The following is a 16970-nucleotide window of genomic DNA, read 5'->3' on the forward strand; positions in this document are numbered from 1 at the left end:
CTTAACCCGCCACCACCGCGGCGACCTTGCTGATCGGCTCGGCCAGCGCGTTGATCGCGTCGGAGAGGGCCTTCAGGTCGTCCTGCGAGAGCTCGTTGTGGAACTTCCAGCCGTCGCCGTCGCGGTGCTTGGCCAGCGCGCTGTCGACGTTGGCGAACTCGGTGTCGAGCTGCTTGACCAGGTCGGCGTTGCGCTGCTCGAGCGCCGGGCGGAGCGCGGAGACGGCCGCCTTGGAGCCTTCGACGTTGGCGTTGAAGTCCCACAGGTCGGTGTGCGAGTAGCGGTCCTCCTCGCCCGTGATCTTGCCCGTGGCCACCTCGTCCAAAAGCTCCTTGGCGCCGTTGGCGAGCTGGAGCGGCGAGAGCTTCTCGGCGTTGGCCTTGGCGACGATCTCCTTGATGTTGACCATCAGCTCGTCGGCCATCGGGCCGGACTTGGAGATGTCGCCGGTCTTCCACAGGTCGCGCTCGATCGCGTGGAAGCCGGTGAACTTCATGCCCTCCTCGACGACCTCTTCCCGGCCGTCGATCTTGGGGTCGAGGTCACCGAAGATCTCGGCGACGGGCTCGATCCGCTCCCAGTACGTGCGGGCGACCGGGAAGAGCGTCTTGGCCTTCGCGACGTCGCCGGCCTTGACCGCGTCGACGAACTCCTGCGTCTTCACCAGCAGGGCGTCGGTCTGGCTCTTCACGTAACGCGAATAGCTGTCGGTGGCGTCCTTGAGGGCGGCGTCCTCGGTGAGCGGCGCGGCGGAGCCGTTGACCTTCAGCGGGCCGCGGATGCCCTTGCCGATCATCCCGGGCTTGCAGGCGGTCTCGTACGTGCCGGCGGGGAGCTCGACGTGCAGGTCGCGGCTCAGGCCCGGAACGATGTTCTCGACCTCGCCCATCACCCGGTCGCCGGCGGCGTACACGTAGAACTCGGTGACCTTGGCGCCCTTGTTCGTGATCTTGAACTGCACCGTGCCCGCGTCGACGTCGGTGATGCCGACCTCGCAGCCGGTGTCGCTGGCGTTGACCGCGATCGGGCCACCCTTGTCCGCGGCGGCGTCGGCGCCCTTGTCGTCGCTGCCGGAGCAGGCGGCCAGGCCGCCCGCCAACAGGGCGACCGCGACGGTCGCGAGGTATCTGCTGCGCATACGAGGACTCCTGATCAGGCCTGCGGCGAGGATGCCGAGGTGGTGGTTTCGATGGGCGCGGGGGCCGGCTTCGGCTTGCTCTTCGCCGGCTTGAGGAAGATCGCGAGGACCGGGATGCCGTACGCGACCCAAGCGATCGTCTCCAGGACGGTCGGCGCCGGGGTGATGTTGAACATGCCGGCGAGCAGGCTGCCGTACCAGGAGCCGGGGTCGAGGGTGCCGCTGATGTCGAAGGCCAGCGTGTTGATCCCCGGCAGCACACCGGACTCCTGGAAGTCGTGCACCGCGTACTTGAGGATGCCCGCGGCCACCAGGATCAGCAGCGCGCCGGTCCAGGTGAAGAACTTGCCGAGGTTGATCCGCACGGCCGTGCCGTACAGCAGGACGCCGATGACGATCGCGGTCGCGACGCCGCCGATCAGGGCGTAGAGCGGGCCGCCGTCGGTCTCCACTCCCTGCACCGCGGAGTAGAAGATCAGGGCGGTCTCCAGGCCTTCGCGCACGACGGCGAGGAACGCCATCACGGCTACCGCGATGGACCCGACCGCGAGCGCGTCGGTCATCCTCGTGCGCAGCTCACCGGCGATGGACCGGGCGGCCTTGCGCATCCAGAAGATCATCCAGGTGACGAAGACGACCGCCGCGAGCGAGGTGATCGCCTCGAAGAGCTCGCGGTCCTTGTAGTCGGCGAGCAGCGTGGTGCTCGTGTAGGTCAGCAGCCAGCCAAAGAGGACCGAGAGTGCGACCGCGAGCGCGACACCCGCCCAGACCTGGATGAGGCGGTCTTTGCGCTGGGACTTGACCAGGAAGGCAACCAGAATGCTGACCACGAGGGTCGCTTCCAGTCCTTCGCGCAGGCCGATCAGGTACGTCGCGAACATGTCAGCGGACTCCGGTCACGCTAGGTGATAGGCGCGCCTAAGTAAGGGCAGCCATACCTTCTCCCCGCCCGGCTGCGAAAGTCAAGCCGCGCGTTGAACGGGTAACGTCCCGCGCGTGAAGGCCTTCATCCCGTGGCTGACCGTGCTGGCGTTGGTCATCGCACTCAACGCCCTGCGGCTGCGACCACTCGCGACGGCGCTCGCGGTGGGCTGGCTGATCTACTGCGTGTGGACCTGGGTACGCCCGAAACGTCCGCAACGCCGCCCCAATTAGAGCGGTTCGGCCAGGTTCCAGCCCTGGGCGAGGAGGCGCGCGCAGGCGTCGTGCGCTGTCGCGAGCCGCTCCTCCAACGTCCCGGTCAGCTCGACGACCGGCACCGGCGCGCCGGCCAGCGCGGCCCGGAACCGGCCGGTCATCCACTCGCGAACGTGCTCACCATCACGCAGGCCGTCCTGCTCGAACGGCACCCGTTCGTGGTCGGTCAACAGGTAGAGGTCGGGCCAGCGCGCGGCGGCTCGCACCTTTTCCGAGGATTTGCCGAGATAGCGCTCTTCCCAGATCGCGGTGGCGCGGGCGTCGGTGTCGCAGACGAGAAGCGGACCACTGTCTCTGGCGGCCTCGTCGGCCGCGGCCTCCTGGCGGCGGGCCACCTCGACGAAGTCGGCCTCGTCCCAGGTGACGTCGAAGACGGTCGCGCCCGGACCGAGGGCGGCGAGCTTGCGTTCGGTGAGCTCGCGGCCGTACTCGGGGACCCAGGCCGTGCTGAACTCCTTTGCCAGCGCGCGGGCAACGGTGGTGGTGCCGGTCGACTCGGCGCCGACCACGACGACGCGGCGCACGAACCAGGCGCGCACCTGCGGCCTGAGCGCGTCCCAGTGGGCCACGGGGTCGGCACGGACGGCGGTGCCGGAGACGGGAACTCGTTCGCGGCCCGGATCGAAGGGGACGTGGTCGGCGTCGAACCTTCGTGCCAGCTCGGGGCCATATTCCTCGGAGGAGAAGACCGCGTCGATCTCGGCGTCGCCCGCGGCTTCCCGGAACAGCGCACAGTGCGCGTCCCAGGCGGCGGGGTCGTCGTAGTCGATCGGATGGTCGTCGTAGCGGCCGACGAACCGGACGTGCGGCGTCGCTTGATGCGCCTCCTCCAGCCACCGGACCCGCAGCTCCAACGGAATCGACTCGCGCCGCGACGGAGCGACCACGACGGTGACCGCAGCACACCGCGCGGCGGCATAGTGGATCAGCGCATGATGGCCGGCGTGCGGCGGATAGAACTTGCCGACGATCAGGCCGTGCCGGTGGATCATGCAGTCTCCAGGCTCGGGTGGCCCGCCAGGCGGTGCCGGTGATCCATGCCGCGCCGGCCGGCCATCCCCCTCACCAGGCTTTCGCGGCCCGCCGAGCCGTGCCCGTCACCCATGCTGCGCCGGCGGCTCAGACCGCGTCGGGCGGTCATGTCGTTGCCGGGGTTGGATGGCGGGCCGAGCGCCATTGGTGCAGGCCGAAGACGCAGAGGGTGAGGAAGATCAGATAGAGGGCGGCGGTCAGGTAGAGGCCCTTGTAGGCGTACAGGGGGATGTAGATCAGGTCGGCGGTGATCCACAGCCACCAGCTTTCCCAGCGTTTGCGGGTCTGGCCGTAGGTGGCGAGCAGGCTCAGTGCCGTGGTGACCGCGTCCGGGAACGGGACCGTCGAGTCTGTTGCCCGGTCGAGGAAGAGGGTGAGGGCGGCGGTGAGGGCGATGCCGGCTACGGCGATCACCGCCCACTCCCTCGGGCTGGTGTCGGAGACCTGGAGGCGGGTGCGGTGCTCGCCGCCGTAGAGCCAGGACCACCAGCCGTAGAAGCCGAGCAGCACGTAGAGGATCTGGAGGCCGGCGTCGGCGTAGAGGCCGGCGGTCCAGAAGACCAGCATCAGCAGCGCGACGTTGAGGATGCCGACGGGCCAGTTGCTGATCCGCTGCCGCGCGACGAGCCAGACGTTGAGCGCGCCGGTGACGAACCCGAGAACCTCGGCCCACGACGTCGGCGTGCCGCCGATCGTGAAGGCGGCATCCGTGAGCATCCGTGTTTCCTAGATAGACGATGGCCCTCCGCCGGCTGCGCCGGCGAAGGGCCATCGTCCTTGATTTTGATCAGTAACGGTAGTGCCCGCGGACCTGGCAGCGGGCGGGCCCGGGTTTGGCCCGCCCGCGGTCTCCGGCGGGAGCGACGGTCGCGCCCCCGACGAACCCGGGACCAGATCCTGCTTTGGATCTAGTACCGGTAGTGGTCCGGCTTGTAGGGGCCTTCGACGGCGACGCCGAGGTATCCCGCCTGCTCCTTGGTGAGCTCGGTGAGGTGGACCCCGAGGGCGTCGAGGTGCAGCCGCGCGACCTTCTCGTCGAGGTGCTTGGGCAGGGTGTAGACGCCGATCGGGTACTCCTCGAGCTTCGTGAAGAGCTCGATCTGCGCGATCGTCTGGTTGCTGAAGCTGTTGGACATCACGAAGCTCGGGTGGCCGGTCGCGTTGCCCAGGTTGAGCAGGCGGCCCTCCGACAGCACGATGACCGAGTGGCCGTCGGCGAAGCGCCACTCGTCGACCTGCGGCTTGATGTTGATCCGCTCGGTGTCGGCGCGCTTGGCCAGGCCGGCCATGTCGATCTCGTTGTCGAAGTGCCCGATGTTGCCGACGATCGCCTGGTGCTTCATCCGCGCCATGTGCTCGTTGGTGATCACGTTGAAGCAGCCGGTCGCGGTGACGAAGATGTCGGCGGTCTCGACGACGTCCTCGAGGGTGGCGACCTGGTAGCCGTCCATCGCCGCCTGGAGCGCGCAGATCGGGTCGATCTCCGTGACGATGACGCGGGCGCCCTGGCCGCGGAGGCTCTCGGCGCAGCCCTTGCCGACGTCGCCGTAGCCGGCCACGACCGCGACCTTGCCGCCGATCAGCACGTCGGTCGCCCGGTTGATGCCGTCGATCAGCGAGTGGCGGCAACCGTACTTGTTGTCGAACTTCGACTTGGTGACCGAGTCGTTGACGTTGATCGCCGGGAAGAGCAGGCTGCCGGTCTGCTGCATCTCGTAGAGGCGGTGCACGCCGGTGGTGGTCTCCTCGGTGACGCCCTTGATGCCGGCGGCGACCCGGGTCCAGCGGCGGTTGTCCTCCGCGAGCGAGCGGTGGAGGAGGCCGAGAATGACGGCGTACTCCTCCGAGTCGGCGGTGTCCACGCTCGGGGCGGCGCCAAGACCTTCGAACTCGGCACCCTTGTGTACGAGCAGGGTGGCGTCGCCGCCGTCGTCGAGGATCATGTTCGGGCCCTCGCCGTCGGGCCAGAGGAGCACCTGCTCGGTGCACCACCAGTACTCCTCGAGGGTCTCGCCCTTCCAGGCGTAGACCGGGACGCCGGCCGGCGCCTCGGGGGTGCCCTCGGGTCCGACGACGATCGCGGCGGCGGCGTGGTCCTGGGTCGAGAAGATGTTGCAGGACGCCCAGCGGACCGTCGCGCCGAGCGCGGTCAATGTCTCGATGAGCACCGCGGTCTGGATGGTCATGTGCAGCGACCCGGTGATGCGGGCGCCCTTCAGCGGCTGGGCAGCGGCGAACTCGCGCCGGAGCGCCATCAGGCCGGGCATCTCGTGCTCGGCGAGCTGGATCTCCTTGCGGCCGAAGGCGGCAAGGGACAGGTCGGCCACCTTGAAGTCGCCTTCGGCGAGGGTGCGCGGACGGTCCCCGGTCGACGCGCCGTGCGCCGGAAGGGTGCTGGTCATGAAAGCTCCTAGTCGGTCGCGTCCCTGCTGGGCTCTGCGGCTGATCGCGACCATCGAGCTTACGCGGAGGGCTGGTGTGAAGCAGCGTTACCCCGGGCTGGTCCGCTCCGGTCGCGGGGGGCGGCTCCGCGCTTCTCACCCAAGCCGGCGGCCCCCGTCCGCACATAGCGCACGGGGCGGTGGGTGGTCTGCGGACTAAACCGCTCGACCCCACACCGCCCCGTGCATCCCCCCGGTTTGGTTCCCCCGCGCGTGACTCGGACCTTCGTCGCGATAACGCTGCGTGGTTATAGAGTCACACCGCGCGATCGCCTCTGTCAAGAGAATGCGGATATTTCCTGATCTGTTCCGGCCTTGGTCGCCTGGCCTGGGCTCGCGGCTTCCGCTCCTGATCGTCGTTGCTGGAGTGGCGTTCTTCGGCTTGTGTCCGGGTTTAGTCGCCCAGGGAGGCGACATAGACCTCACCGGCACCGGCGATCATGAGCGGGCCGGCACTGGCTGGGCCCACCGCAGCGCGGCCTGGAGTGAGCGAGACCACGCCGGTGGCGTCCCCGATCGTGATCTCGCCCGCGGTGCAGAGGGCCAAAATCGGGCCGCTGAGGCTGAGTTGGGTCGGCCTGGTGACGCGGTGGAGGGCGAAGTCGTCGACGGGTACGGGCCAGGTGTGCACGCCCGGGGCGACTTCTTCGGGCTTGACCACTGGCTCTTCGAGTACGTCGAAGCGGAGCACTCGGAGGAGCTCGCCCACGTCGACTCGCTTCGGGGTGAGGCCGCCGCGGAGGACGTTGTCGCTGGCGGCCATGATCTCGACTCCGGACCCGCTCAGGTAGGAGTGGAGGTTGCCCGCCGGCATCCAGACCGCGTCTCCTGGGGCTAGATGGACGTGGTTGAGCAGGAGGGCGACCAGGACTCCGGGGTCGCTGGGGTAATGCTGGGCGAGGCGCCGCACCAGAGCGAGATCGTCGGCGAACGCATCGCCGGCGCGGTCGTCGCCCGCCGCATTGCCGGCGGGGTCGCTCGCGGCGTCGCCGACGGGGTTGCCTGCGGTGACCAGTTTGATCAGGTCGGTGCGGTTGCCTGGCCAGGTCAGGAGGAGCTCGACGGCGTCGGCCAGTTCGCGTCGGCGGAGGTGCTCCACGATCGAGGCCAGGGCCTCGCCGCCAAGGGCCTCCAGGGCGTCCGCGGAGCGGCGCGGGTCGCGAAAGCCGCACAAGGCGTCGAACGGCTCGATGGCGACGAGAAGCTCCGGTTTGTGGTTGGCGTCGACGTAGTTCGGGTCGCCCGCGGTGAACCGTTCGCTGGCGCGTTCCAGGTCGGGGTGGGCCTGCAACGACAGCGGGGCTTCGGCGGCCAAGAGCTTGAGCAGGAACGGCAGGCGAGGGCCGAAGCGGGCCACCGTGTCCGCGCCGAGCCAGCCCGTCGGCGCCGCCCCGATCGCGTCGGCCAGGCTCACCGGGCCGTCTTCGCCGTCCAAAGTCGACGGAGCGCCGGGGTGCGCGCCCACCCAGAGCTCGGCCTCCGGACCCGCAGTAGGCGCCGCGCGACCCTGTAGTCGGGCGAGCACCGTGCGCGAACCCCAAGCATAGTCGCGGATGGGGCTGTCAAGTAGTTCCACAGTGGCCGGTCCCTGGGGTAGGCGCTGTCGCGCGAAACGTGTGCCTGCTCGGCGTCCGGACCCCCGGCAGAGCCATCCCGGACGCCGTGCGGGCATCTGGCCGATCATCGCGCGCGGTGGTCGCCCGGTCGACCGCGAGCGGGTGTCGCGGTGACCCGCACGACACCGTGCGCGCCGTTTGGTCGCGTCGCACCTCGCAGATCCGGTCACCCAGGCCCGAACCGCCGATGACCGTCATGTCGGCTCACCCTGCCGTTGACCGGTCTAGTGAGCGTTGATGCCTTCGGCCGTTTCCGCGGCGGCGCCGTCACCGGCCGCAGCGGCCCGGGTGCTGTAGATGTCCGGTTCGAGGTAGATCACGCGGGCGATCGGGACCGCCTCGCGTACCCGTGCTTCGGCCGCGTTGATCGCCCGTGCGACCTCGTCGGCGTGGGCGTCGGGCGTCACCGCGATCTTCGCGGCCACCAGTAGCTCTTCAGGACCGAGGTGCAGGGTCTTCATGTGGATGATCCGGTCGACGCCGTCGCCGACCAGCGACTTCTCGATCGCCCGGGTGTTCTCCGGGCTCGCGCCCTCGCCGAGGAGCAGGCTCTTGGTCTCGACCGCGAGGATGATCGCGATGGCCACCAGCAGCACACCGATCATGGCGGTGCCGAGCGCGTCCCACTTGCCGTTGCCGGTGGCCAGGGTCATCGAGACCCCGAACAGTGCGAACACCAGACCGAGCAGCGCGCCGGTGTCTTCCAGCAGCACCACCGGTAGCTCCGGCGCCTTCGCCCGGCGGACGAAGGCGACCCACGACGCCTTGCCACGAAGCGGGTTGGACTCGTGGATCGCGGTGCGCAGTGAGTACGACTCGAGCGCGATCGCCACGACCAACACCGCGATGGGAACCCACTGCCACTCGGTGATGCCGTGCGGATCCTCGTACTTGTGCCAGGCCTCGTAGAGCGCGAACAGGCCGCCGACGCTGAACAGGATGATCGAGACGATGAACGCGTAGACGTAGCGCTCACGCCCGTACCCGAAGGGGTGTTCCGGTGTGGCTGTCCGGGTCGCCCGCCGCCCACCGAGCAGCAGCAGAAGTTGGTTGCCCGAGTCGGCCACCGAGTGGATCGCTTCCGCGAGCATCGACGACGAGCCGGTGAGGACGAACGCCAGGAACTTCGTGACCGCGATGCCGAGGTTGGCGGCAAGCGCCGCGATGATCGCCCGCGTGCCGCCGCCGGCACTCATGTCACTGCACTCATGGGTTCGAAAGCTCCTTCATCTCGGAAACGGCCGGCACCGCCATCGGATCCAGACCGTGTGCGAGAGCGAGGTAGACCGACGCGAAGTCAGGAACAGCGACCAGGGACGCCAGCCGCTCCAGCGACGAGCCGCCCTCGGCGGTGAGCACGTCGCAGCGCACGCCACGCCGCTCGGCCAACGTCTGGATCGCGTCCGCGCGGCGCTCCTCGACGGCGAGGGGCTCGTCGGTGTCGTCGTCGGCGTTGAGGCCACCGTCGCGCAGCAGCACCACGCGTAGTCGGCTGGCCTGCGCACCGTCTTCGTCGTCGAACGGGTCGGCGAAGATGTCCCGGTCGCTCTCGACCAGACCGCCGAACACGCCGTCGAGCAGGCCGACCCGGCCACGACCTGCCTCGCCGAGCGCCCCGGCGACCACCGGGTAGCGGGCGTTGGCTGACAGCGTGTCGGCGAACCGGCGCGCTGCCACGGTCGCCAGCGGCGACGAGCCCCAGACGATCGGCACCGAGCCGGCCAGGCCCAGCGCCAGCGACTTCGCCGGGTTGACGAATGACTCCGCGCTGGGCCGGCAGCGCTCGGCATCAGCGTCGAGCCGGGCCGCGGTCTCCGCGAAGTCAGCCTCGTTGACCTTGACCAGGCCCAGGGTGCGCGCGGCGAGCAGCACCGGCACCGTCAGCGCCCACAGACTCGCGCGGGCGGGGGCGCGGCGCGGCACAGGGATGAACGGGGCACGCGCCCGCTCGACGACCGACTGAAGCTCGGAGTCGGGTGCGCCGATGCCGACCAGCCGAGCTCCCCGACGGGCGGCCGCGTCTGCGGCGGCGAGCGCCTCGGGGCTGTGGCCGGACGCGCTGATCGCGATCACCACGTCGGCGGCACCCACCCAGCCGGGGACGCCGGCGCTGCGGTGGGCGATGACGGGCGCGCGGGACCGGGGACCCGCCGCCATCGCGAGGATCTCACCCGTGCGGGCGGCGGTGCCTGCGCCGGCGATCACCACGGCGCGGGGCAGGCCGTCGTCTTCGAGCGCGGAGAGATTGGCCTCGGCGGCGAGGGCCGCGGACTCGCGCACCTGGGCGCCGGCGGAGGCCGTCATCCGCAGCATGCCGCTCGGATCGTTCTCGGCCATCGCCTCCTGGTTGTCGAGCAGGGCCTCGTCGGCCACCCGCTGACCGCGCAGGCCGGCGGCACCGCCCACCGGGGTATCCATCAGCTCGCCTCCGGCGCCGGCGGGCGGGCCTCGTCGAGCAGGAGGATCGGGATGTCGTCGCGGACCTCGAACACCCGGTGACACTCGGTGCACGTCAGCGTCTGCGCCGCCGCGTCGTAGGTCAACGGAGCGTGATGTGTGTCGGGGCAGGCGAGGATGTCCAGCAACTGCTGATCCAGGGCCATCGTGCGGCTCCTTCCAGGTGCGGGCGGCGGGCCGTCCGGCGACGATCTTAGCGGCGGATGAGACCCAGGGCCTCGTCGCGGAGTTCAGCCATGCGCGTAGCCGTCGGCGCCTCGACGTTGAGCCGGAGCAGCGGCTCGGTGTTGGACGCACGTAGGTTGATCCACGCGCCGTCCGGGAAGGTCAACGTCAGACCGTCGAGCTCGTCGACCACGGCGTCCGGGTAGGCGGCGCGTACCTCCTGCTGCTTGGCCTTCTGGTCCTGGACCGTCGAGTTGATCTCACCGGACGCGACGTAGCGCTCGAACTCGGCGGCGAGCCGGGACAGCGGCTCGGGCTGACCGCCGAGGGCCGCGAGCACGTGCATCGCGGCGAGCATGCCGGTGTCGGCGAACCAGAACTCGCGGAAGTAGTAGTGCGCCGAGTGCTCACCGCCGAACACGGCATTGGTGCGCGCCATGTCCGCCTTGATGAACGAATGCCCGACCCGGCTGCGTACGGGAGTGCCGCCGTTCTCTCTGATGATCTCCGGCACGGCGCTCGACGTAATCAGGTTGTGGATGATCGTCTCGCCGGGGTGCTTGGCCAGCTCACGGGCGGCCACCAGCGCGGTGACCGCACTGGGGCTGACCGGCTCGCCGCGCTCGTCGATCACGAAGCAGCGGTCGGCGTCGCCGTCGAACGCGAGCCCGATGTCAGCGCCGTGCTGCACGACGGCGTGCTGGAGGTCGACCAGGTTCTTGGGCTCGAGCGGGTTGGCCTCGTGGTTGGGGAACGACCCGTCGAGCTCGAAGTAGAGCGGGACGATCGTCAACGGCAGGGCCTCGAGCGCCTGGTCGCCGAGGACCGCCGGGACCGTGTAGCCGCCCATCCCGTTGCCGGCGTCGACGACCACCTTGAGGGGCCGGATGCCGCGCAGGTCGACCAGCTCGCGCAGGTAGCGGGCATAGTCGGCGAGCACCTCGCGCCGCTCCGCGCGGGCACCCGGTGTGGGTGTCGGTGCGTCTCCGTCGAGGATGCGCTGGGCGTTGTCCCGGATCTCGGCGAGGCCGGAATCCAGGCTGATCGGCTTGGCCCCGGCCAGGCAGAGCTTGATGCCGTTGTATTGCGCGGGGTTGTGACTGGCCGTGAACATCGCGCCGGGCAGATCGAGCGTGCCGGCCGCGAAGTAGAGCATGTCCGTCGAGCCGAGGCCCGCCTCGACCACGCCGAGCCCCGCGCTGAGCACGCCCCGGGCGAAGGCGGCGGACATCCCGGGAGAGGTCGCGCGCATGTCGTGGGCGATGACCACGCTCGTCGAGTCGGGGTGCGTGGACGCGAGGAACTGCGCGAAGCCGGCGCCTAGCGCCTCAGCGACCCGCTCGTCCCACTGGTCCGGGACGACACCGCGGATGTCGTAGGCCTTGACGATCTGGGACAGCTCGGACAACGCACTCGCTCCTTGGACGATGCCAGCGTTTCGCCGCCGAGCGTAACGGAGGGGTGCGGGCGGCGCCTGAAGGCACTCGTGGGCTGTGGATAACCGCGGGCTGTGGATAACCCGATCTCAGTCCTCGATACGCGGGAAAATCACCGTCTGCTGGTCGCCGCCACCGGGCCCGGCCGCCGGACGGATGGGAGGAAGGAAGATGGTCTGCGAGTCGGGCGCCGCCGCCCGCCTTCCACGTCGCCCATGCTCGGGGGCGGGTCCGCCACCGGCCCGGTCAGCACGCAGCTGGCGCACCAGGAACACGATCAAGGCAGCGCCGACGCCGACCAGCACGAGCCCGCCGACCATGACCAGCCCGCTCATCCCGAGGAAACCGCTGCTGCCCGAGTCGTGCGGCGGCACCGGCACGCCGACGGCGAGCGGGCTCTTGTCCGGGTCGTCGAACGGCTCAGCCGTCGACGGCTCCTCGGTCTTGGTCCGGGCCGTAGGCGTAGGGGACTTCTTGGTGGGCTTCTTCGTCGGCGTCACCCGAGCGCCGTTGACCTGGGCCGCAGCCGACTCACTGCCGATGCCCTGCCCGCGCCCGTTGAACACCTGGCCGATCAGCGTGACACTGCCGCCCGGGGTCCCGTTGGCGAAGCTGACCCGATACCGGCCGACGGCGGTCTGCCGCTCACAGATCGTGGCGCGGTCCGGCGCGGTCCGCTCGGTGACCACCACGCCGGGGCCGGCGTCGGACACGACAACGGGCCGCCACTGCCCGCGGCTCAAGGTGTCGACCCGCACCTGGCCGGCGTTCATACCGTTGGCGAGTCGGATACCCAGGGCGGTACGCACGTTGACGCAGCCACGATCCCGGCGAGTGACGCTGACGGACGCGGAGCCGGGGTTACCGCCGGCGTTGAAGGTGCGCACGGCCCGCAGATCAATCCGCTCATCCGCGGCGCTGGCAGTGCCGGCGGAAACCACGAGCCCGACGCCGATCGCGCCGACCAGCCCGACACCGATCGCCAACAACGCCACCACCCGACGGCCACCACGCCGATCCGCCATCATCACCATCTCCCGTGTCCCGCGCTCACGTCCGGCGGACACGCTACCCGGTGGCCCTTGACAGGCCTGTCGCAGAAGGCCGCGAGATAGACCGTACGTAGTGGCACCGCAACAACCCGCAATGTCATGTTCCTGACGCCACACTCAGTCACCCTGAGGAGGCCTCCCCCGCCACCGAAACACCCAGCCGATCGTCTCTTCATCGGGCAGCTCCTCACCGCCCGTAATTTCGGGAACGATGCCTTCGGCGACGGAGCGATCGATGCTCTCCCAGCGATCATCGTTGCGGTCGTCATCGAGGAAACGCACGACCAACTCCGGGTTGTAGCTCCAGGCCTTGAGCTTGTGGTCCCACAGCAGGCCGTGCCCTGCGCTCACGTCCATGACGAAGAGGCCAGCTGCCCGGTCCCTGTCTCGCCTGTTATAGACGGCGTAGTAGCGGTACATCGTCGCCTCCTCCCTCAGGATGATCATCGACCGGGAAGTCGGCCGGGTCCAGCCCGAACTCGTGCACGATCTGCGCGAACGTCAGGCCGTTCGACTCAAGCCAGGCCCGATAGTCGCCCCAGACGTCTGGCTTTCGCCTTATCCATTTGGCGAAGCTTGTGTTTCTCGGTTGTGCGAGCTCGGCCAGTCCCGGAGGGATGCGTTCCGCCAGTCGTAACTGCTGGTTGACCGCGAGGGTGCGCAGAAAGGCATGAACGCGGCGAGGGCTCGAGCCGAACTCCCCCGGCGGGCCGTTGGTGCGGACAACTTGGTAAAGCCCGTGCGTCAACTTCCCCGCTCGCTGCGAGTCGGTTGTCGGCAGTTGGAGCTCCAATTGTTGGCCGCCTGGCGCGCGCAGCGTGAGATTCAGCCCGTAGAAACGGTTGCCCGCGGACCAGAAGTTCTTCAGCGAGTCTCCGTCAGTGGAGTACCCCAGGTCGGCGAGGCTACGAAGGACACACCGCACCGCCGGTGAGCAGGTCGAATCGCCGGGCACGACCATCGAGAATCGCAGAACATCGTTCACGTCTTCGGCGAACTGCTCCACTGAGTCATTCGTGGCTCGCGCCTCGTCGTCATACTTGCGGGCGAGGGACGCGAGACTCTTGATCCGTTGATCGGTGCCGTCCAGTCTCAACGGTGGATCGGCTTCCAACATCGCCGAGACCCGCGCGGCGACCGAGACGAGTTCCGCCTGAATCTCGTCAGCGGTGGCTTCGGCCGCAGCGCGGAGGCCATCAAGCACACGGCGTTCCTCGGCGTCAAGATCAACATCGAGCTCGTTCTCAGCCCAGCCGAGTACGACGGGAGTTCGTTCGGTTCCGAAGAGGTGAACGGGCAGGAGGCTGCGTTGATGAGCGGCGTTATACAAAGCCAACTCACCAAACGTCACTGCGACGGCGCCGCGCTCGTGGCGGATGGGTCCTTCGTCTCCGCCCGCGAACCAGGTGCCGTCGGGCAGCTCGCGGATGTCGTCGCGCAGAGGATGGGCGGCTGTGTGGTCCGGTGGCCATTCGTCTGGCCAATCCGCGAGTCGCTCCGACGGTGAGTGGACCACGACTGGGATGCGTTCCAGACCGGCGGTACGTGCGGCACGAAGTAATTTGTCATCCAAGGTCACGTAGGTGCCGTCGCCCCAGCGGACTCCGTGGATGGGAGGGCCCTTCCAGCCATTCGGTTGGATTTTGGTCGGCTGGCTTTCGTGCGTGGGGCTGATGCTGCGTTGGGTGAACCGGATCTGGTCCGTGCGCAGCATCGCCACCTTCGGCAGCGCGCGCTCGTAGAGGGAACGTTCCGCCGCGCTCAAGGTGCTCGGGTCGACGCCCAGGTCCGAGTACGTCGCTGATCCAACACCGATCGCTCTCAACTGCCGTTGAGTCGGGTCGCCGAACATCACGGCTAGTTGTGGCGGCAGATTGCTCGCTACCGCTCCGCTGGTGACAACGGTTGGCGACAAGGACTGCTGCGGCAGGCCGGCGACCGCTCCCGCATCCGTCGGGCTCGTCCTGACGGGTGTGCCGGCGACATCCGCAGGGGACGGGCTGCCGGGCTGGTTCCCGCCGGGCACGTCAGCTGAAGCCACAACGACAGCGGCGGGGCCGTCGGCCCCGAGCGTCACAGGCCGCAGGGCTCCGCTCACCGTGGAAGCCGATCCCTCGGAGCCGCCCCCGGCCGCCAAGTGTTGGACCGAACCAGCATCGGCGCCTCCGAACGGTGACGCTGGGATGCCGGCCTCGACCTTGCTTGGCACGGGTTCCAGCGCCACGTCGCCACGCGTTCCGGCCGACGACGTGAGATCGGCCGCTGCCAAGCCAGACTGGACCTCGTCCGCTTTCTCCAGAGCTCTCGTACCGTTGTCGACCGCGCCTCCGGAAATCTGGGCGCCGCCGGCCTGGTCAGGTTCGGAGGTCCCACCGACCGGGTCACGTTCCAGACCAAACCCGGCCGTGCGCGGCTTATCAAGCACTGCCGAGCCGTCGTCGACCGTGCCGCCGGTGGATCCGGCGGTGGCAGCCTGGCCCGCGCCGGTCCGATCAGGGTCGGAGGCCGCTCCAAACGGGTTACGTTCCAGGCCTAACCCGACCTCCAGCACAGCCGAACCGTGGTCGACCGCGCCGCTCGCGGTTCCGGAGGTGGCAGCCCCCGCGATGTCAACCTGGTCCTGGTCCGGGCCCGCGCCGACCGGACGGGGTTCCACGCCGGACCCGACCTCGATCGGCCTATCCAGCGACGCCAAACGGTGGTCGACTGTGCCGCTCGTGGCTCCGGATGCTGCGGCCCTCGCTGCCTCGGTCGGGTCAGGGAGGCCGGAACCCGTTGCCAGGCTCGCCGCTGTCTCGGCCAAGGACTCCGAAGCGGCCGACCGCCCCGCTTTCGCCGCCAACCCCGCAGCCGGGTTCGGGGCCAGGTGGCCAGCCGAACCCGCAACCCCGCCCGCGAAACCGCCCACCGCCGACATCCCCACGGCCCGCAGATCGAACAAGTCACGATGGCCGGCGGCACGCTGATAGGACTGGATGCCCGCCGACGTCCCAGCCTCCTGCGCCGACTCCGCCACCCCCGCGAACAGGACGCGTGCCACGGGCCGGGACAGGCGGCTGATCAGCCGCCCGAAGATTCGGTGGATTGCCGCCCGCGTGGCCGCGGCCGCCGCCGCTGCCGCCGGGCTCGCCGCGCCCGCGGTCAAGGCCATCGCCACCACCAGCGCCAGCAGTTCGATGGCTAGGAGGACCACCTCGATCCAGACCTCGATCTTCGCGGCCTCGATCTCGGCTCCGCACGACTCCACCGCCGTGCCCAAGGTGGCGAAGGCGTTCGGTAGTTGGCTCAGGCCCGCCGAAAGCTCACGCCACTCCTCCGCGAACGCCGACGCCGCCGGCCCCGCATACGCCGCCGACACTGCGGACGCTGCCGACGAGGATTCCGCCAGCACCTCCGACACCTGCGCCGAAGCCGCGTACCAGGCCTCCGCCACGTTCCAGACCGCGCGTTCGTCTCCCTCCGGCCACTGCACGCCGATCACCCATTCGAGGCACTCGTACGCCCACCCGGGCAGGCCGTCCCACGGCAAGGTGTCCAGCGGGTGTGGGATCGGGCTCGGCAGCACCGTCACGAAGGGAAGCGGCGCGCTGCCGCCCGGTCGCTGTCCATCGTGGATGATGACGCGGCCAGCACCGCCTCGCCCAGACGGCTCAGCGCCGACGCCATGGAGGACCACGCCGCCAGAGCAGAGGACGCGGCTGGCAGATAGGCGGACGCGAACGTCGCTCCGGCCTCGTCCGACCCCCACGGATCACCCGACGGGATCGACACCACCGACGACCTGCCTATCGCGGCCAGGTCGCGGGCCGCCGCGACGACAGACACCGGATCCAGGTAGACCTCAGCCATGACGACGCAGCAGGGCGTCGAACTGGCCGCTTCGCACGTAGTCGGCCACCCCCGATCCCGGCGGCAGATAGCCCGCCACCAGGTCCTGGACCGCCGCGGCGGACGACGACGTGGCATCGCGGACTGTCGTCGTGACCACCGCCGCCAGCTGGTCCGGTCGATGGGCGCGGTAGGCGCCCGGGTCCAGCGACAGCCGCACCAGGTGGCCGCGGGCGTCGACGGTCGCGATGACCAGGCCGTCGGCTGACTGTGCTGTCGACGAGAACGCGGACAGGCGTTCTCGCAGCTCAGCCATGCCCGCGCGGAGGCGTTCGTATTGGCCTAGGACCTCGTCGGCTCGCCCGCGGAGGGCGTCGTTGACCGCGCGGTCCGCGCGCTGTGCCATTGCCGATTCTCCCAACCCCGCAGGCAGAGATCACCGTAAGTCACGCAGACGATACCTGGAGACATAGATCGATGTGACCCCGTCGACACGAAGTTTCCGGTGCCGGGCCATGTCCCGGGGCCACCGCCGCGCGTTGAGGTAGGAGCCGGCTCACCTGACGGGTGAAACCCCAGGTCAAGCCCGCGTACGGGGTCTTGGCGCG

16 protein-coding genes are annotated in these 16970 nt (G+C 69.5%); 1 reads left to right on the top strand and 15 read right to left on the bottom strand.

All coding sequences use genetic code 11. The features are described 5' to 3' along the window. Nucleotide 1: 1 nt before the first annotated feature. Together efeO and efeU are read right to left on the bottom strand one after the other, a co-directional pair. A complete protein-coding gene (gene efeO / locus AB0J88_RS11210) occupies nt 2-1138 on the bottom strand; it encodes an iron uptake system protein EfeO (protein ID WP_364346026.1) in 1137 nt (378 codons plus the stop codon). A 14-nt stretch (nt 1139-1152) separates the two neighbouring features. Beyond that, nucleotides 1153-2019: an iron uptake transporter permease EfeU gene (gene efeU / locus AB0J88_RS11215; protein ID WP_364346024.1), complete on the bottom strand. Its 867-nt coding sequence runs from the start codon at nt 2017-2019 to the stop codon at nt 1153-1155. Nucleotides 2020-2134: 115 nt separating this feature from the next. On the opposite strand from efeU, the gene AB0J88_RS11220 reads away from it, so the two are divergent. Then, complete coding sequence (locus tag AB0J88_RS11220; RefSeq protein ID WP_364346022.1) at nt 2135-2293, top strand: hypothetical protein; 159 nt, start codon at nt 2135-2137, stop codon at nt 2291-2293. Here AB0J88_RS11220 and AB0J88_RS11225 read toward each other — a convergent pair. The 13 genes from AB0J88_RS11225 to AB0J88_RS11285 all read right to left on the bottom strand — a co-directional run bounded on the left by AB0J88_RS11225 (nt 2290) and on the right by AB0J88_RS11285 (nt 16768). Continuing rightward, on the bottom strand, nt 2290-3327 hold the full coding sequence (locus AB0J88_RS11225) for an AAA family ATPase (RefSeq protein WP_364346020.1): 1038 nt from the start codon (nt 3325-3327) through the stop codon (nt 2290-2292). The genes AB0J88_RS11220 and AB0J88_RS11225 overlap by 4 nt on opposite strands. Nucleotides 3328-3472: 145 nt before the next feature. After that, nucleotides 3473-4084: a nicotinamide riboside transporter PnuC gene (gene pnuC / locus AB0J88_RS11230; RefSeq protein ID WP_364346018.1), complete on the bottom strand. Its 612-nt coding sequence runs from the start codon at nt 4082-4084 to the stop codon at nt 3473-3475. A 191-nt stretch (nt 4085-4275) separates the two neighbouring features. Further along, complete coding sequence (ahcY, locus tag AB0J88_RS11235; RefSeq protein WP_364346016.1) at nt 4276-5769, bottom strand: adenosylhomocysteinase; 1494 nt, start codon at nt 5767-5769, stop codon at nt 4276-4278. A 433-nt stretch (nt 5770-6202) separates the two neighbouring features. Further along, nucleotides 6203-7384 (bottom strand): mannose-6-phosphate isomerase, class I, encoded by a 1182-nt coding sequence (gene manA, locus AB0J88_RS11240; RefSeq protein ID WP_364346014.1) that lies wholly within the window; start codon nt 7382-7384, stop codon nt 6203-6205. A gap of 264 nt (nt 7385-7648) precedes the next feature. Next, nucleotides 7649-8620: a cation diffusion facilitator family transporter gene (locus AB0J88_RS11245; RefSeq protein ID WP_364346012.1), complete on the bottom strand. Its 972-nt coding sequence runs from the start codon at nt 8618-8620 to the stop codon at nt 7649-7651. Between the two features lie 10 nt (nt 8621-8630). Beyond that, complete coding sequence (locus AB0J88_RS11250; protein WP_364346010.1) at nt 8631-9842, bottom strand: SIS domain-containing protein; 1212 nt, start codon at nt 9840-9842, stop codon at nt 8631-8633. Continuing rightward, nucleotides 9842-10027 carry a Trm112 family protein gene (locus tag AB0J88_RS11255; protein ID WP_364346008.1) on the bottom strand — a complete coding sequence of 62 codons (186 nt, stop codon included), beginning with the start codon at nt 10025-10027 and terminating at the stop codon, nt 9842-9844. Before AB0J88_RS11255 ends, AB0J88_RS11250 begins: the two co-directional genes overlap by 1 nt. A 47-nt stretch (nt 10028-10074) precedes the next feature. Then, nucleotides 10075-11454 carry a phosphomannomutase/phosphoglucomutase gene (locus AB0J88_RS11260; protein ID WP_364346006.1) on the bottom strand — a complete coding sequence of 460 codons (1380 nt, stop codon included), beginning with the start codon at nt 11452-11454 and terminating at the stop codon, nt 10075-10077. 117 nt (nt 11455-11571) lie between these two features. Next, complete coding sequence (locus AB0J88_RS11265) at nt 11572-12510, bottom strand: hypothetical protein (protein ID WP_364346004.1); 939 nt, start codon at nt 12508-12510, stop codon at nt 11572-11574. Between the two features lie 141 nt (nt 12511-12651). Continuing rightward, nucleotides 12652-12954, bottom strand: a complete 303-nt coding sequence (locus AB0J88_RS11270) for a hypothetical protein (RefSeq protein ID WP_364346002.1) — start codon at nt 12952-12954, stop codon at nt 12652-12654. Next, entirely contained in the window at nt 12929-16105 is a 3177-nt protein-coding gene (locus tag AB0J88_RS11275) for a hypothetical protein (RefSeq protein ID WP_364346000.1), read from the bottom strand. Before AB0J88_RS11275 ends, AB0J88_RS11270 begins: the two co-directional genes overlap by 26 nt. Continuing rightward, nucleotides 16102-16383 (bottom strand): hypothetical protein, encoded by a 282-nt coding sequence (locus AB0J88_RS11280; RefSeq protein WP_364345998.1) that lies wholly within the window; start codon nt 16381-16383, stop codon nt 16102-16104. The genes AB0J88_RS11275 and AB0J88_RS11280 overlap by 4 nt, the downstream gene beginning before the upstream one ends. After that, nucleotides 16376-16768 (bottom strand): YbaB/EbfC family nucleoid-associated protein, encoded by a 393-nt coding sequence (locus AB0J88_RS11285; RefSeq protein WP_364345996.1) that lies wholly within the window; start codon nt 16766-16768, stop codon nt 16376-16378. Before AB0J88_RS11285 ends, AB0J88_RS11280 begins: the two co-directional genes overlap by 8 nt. Nucleotides 16769-16970: the final 202 nt, after the last annotated feature.

The sequence above is a fragment of the Asanoa sp. NPDC049475 genome (assembly GCF_040676915.1).
Lineage (GTDB): Bacteria > Actinomycetota > Actinomycetes > Mycobacteriales > Micromonosporaceae > Asanoa.

Bases quoted from the DNA above. Each gene is read 5' to 3' on its own strand.
- efeO (WP_364346026.1), bottom strand. From the start codon at position 1,138: ATGCGCAGCAGATACCTCGCGACCGTCGCGGTCGCCCTGTTGGCGGGC.
- efeU (WP_364346024.1), bottom strand. From the start codon at position 2,019: ATGTTCGCGACGTACCTGATCGGCCTGCGCGAAGGACTGGAAGCGACC.
- AB0J88_RS11225 (WP_364346020.1), bottom strand. From the start codon at position 3,327: ATGATCCACCGGCACGGCCTGATCGTCGGCAAGTTCTATCCGCCGCAC.
- pnuC (WP_364346018.1), bottom strand. From the start codon at position 4,084: ATGCTCACGGATGCCGCCTTCACGATCGGCGGCACGCCGACGTCGTGG.
- ahcY (WP_364346016.1), bottom strand. From the start codon at position 5,769: ATGACCAGCACCCTTCCGGCGCACGGCGCGTCGACCGGGGACCGTCCG.
- AB0J88_RS11245 (WP_364346012.1), bottom strand. From the start codon at position 8,620: ATGAGTGCCGGCGGCGGCACGCGGGCGATCATCGCGGCGCTTGCCGCC.
- AB0J88_RS11250 (WP_364346010.1), bottom strand. From the start codon at position 9,842: ATGGATACCCCGGTGGGCGGTGCCGCCGGCCTGCGCGGTCAGCGGGTG.
- AB0J88_RS11255 (WP_364346008.1), bottom strand. From the start codon at position 10,027: ATGGCCCTGGATCAGCAGTTGCTGGACATCCTCGCCTGCCCCGACACA.
- AB0J88_RS11265 (WP_364346004.1), bottom strand. From the start codon at position 12,510: ATGATGGCGGATCGGCGTGGTGGCCGTCGGGTGGTGGCGTTGTTGGCG.
- AB0J88_RS11270 (WP_364346002.1), bottom strand. From the start codon at position 12,954: ATGTACCGCTACTACGCCGTCTATAACAGGCGAGACAGGGACCGGGCA.
- AB0J88_RS11280 (WP_364345998.1), bottom strand. From the start codon at position 16,383: ATGGCTGAGGTCTACCTGGATCCGGTGTCTGTCGTCGCGGCGGCCCGC.
- AB0J88_RS11285 (WP_364345996.1), bottom strand. From the start codon at position 16,768: ATGGCACAGCGCGCGGACCGCGCGGTCAACGACGCCCTCCGCGGGCGA.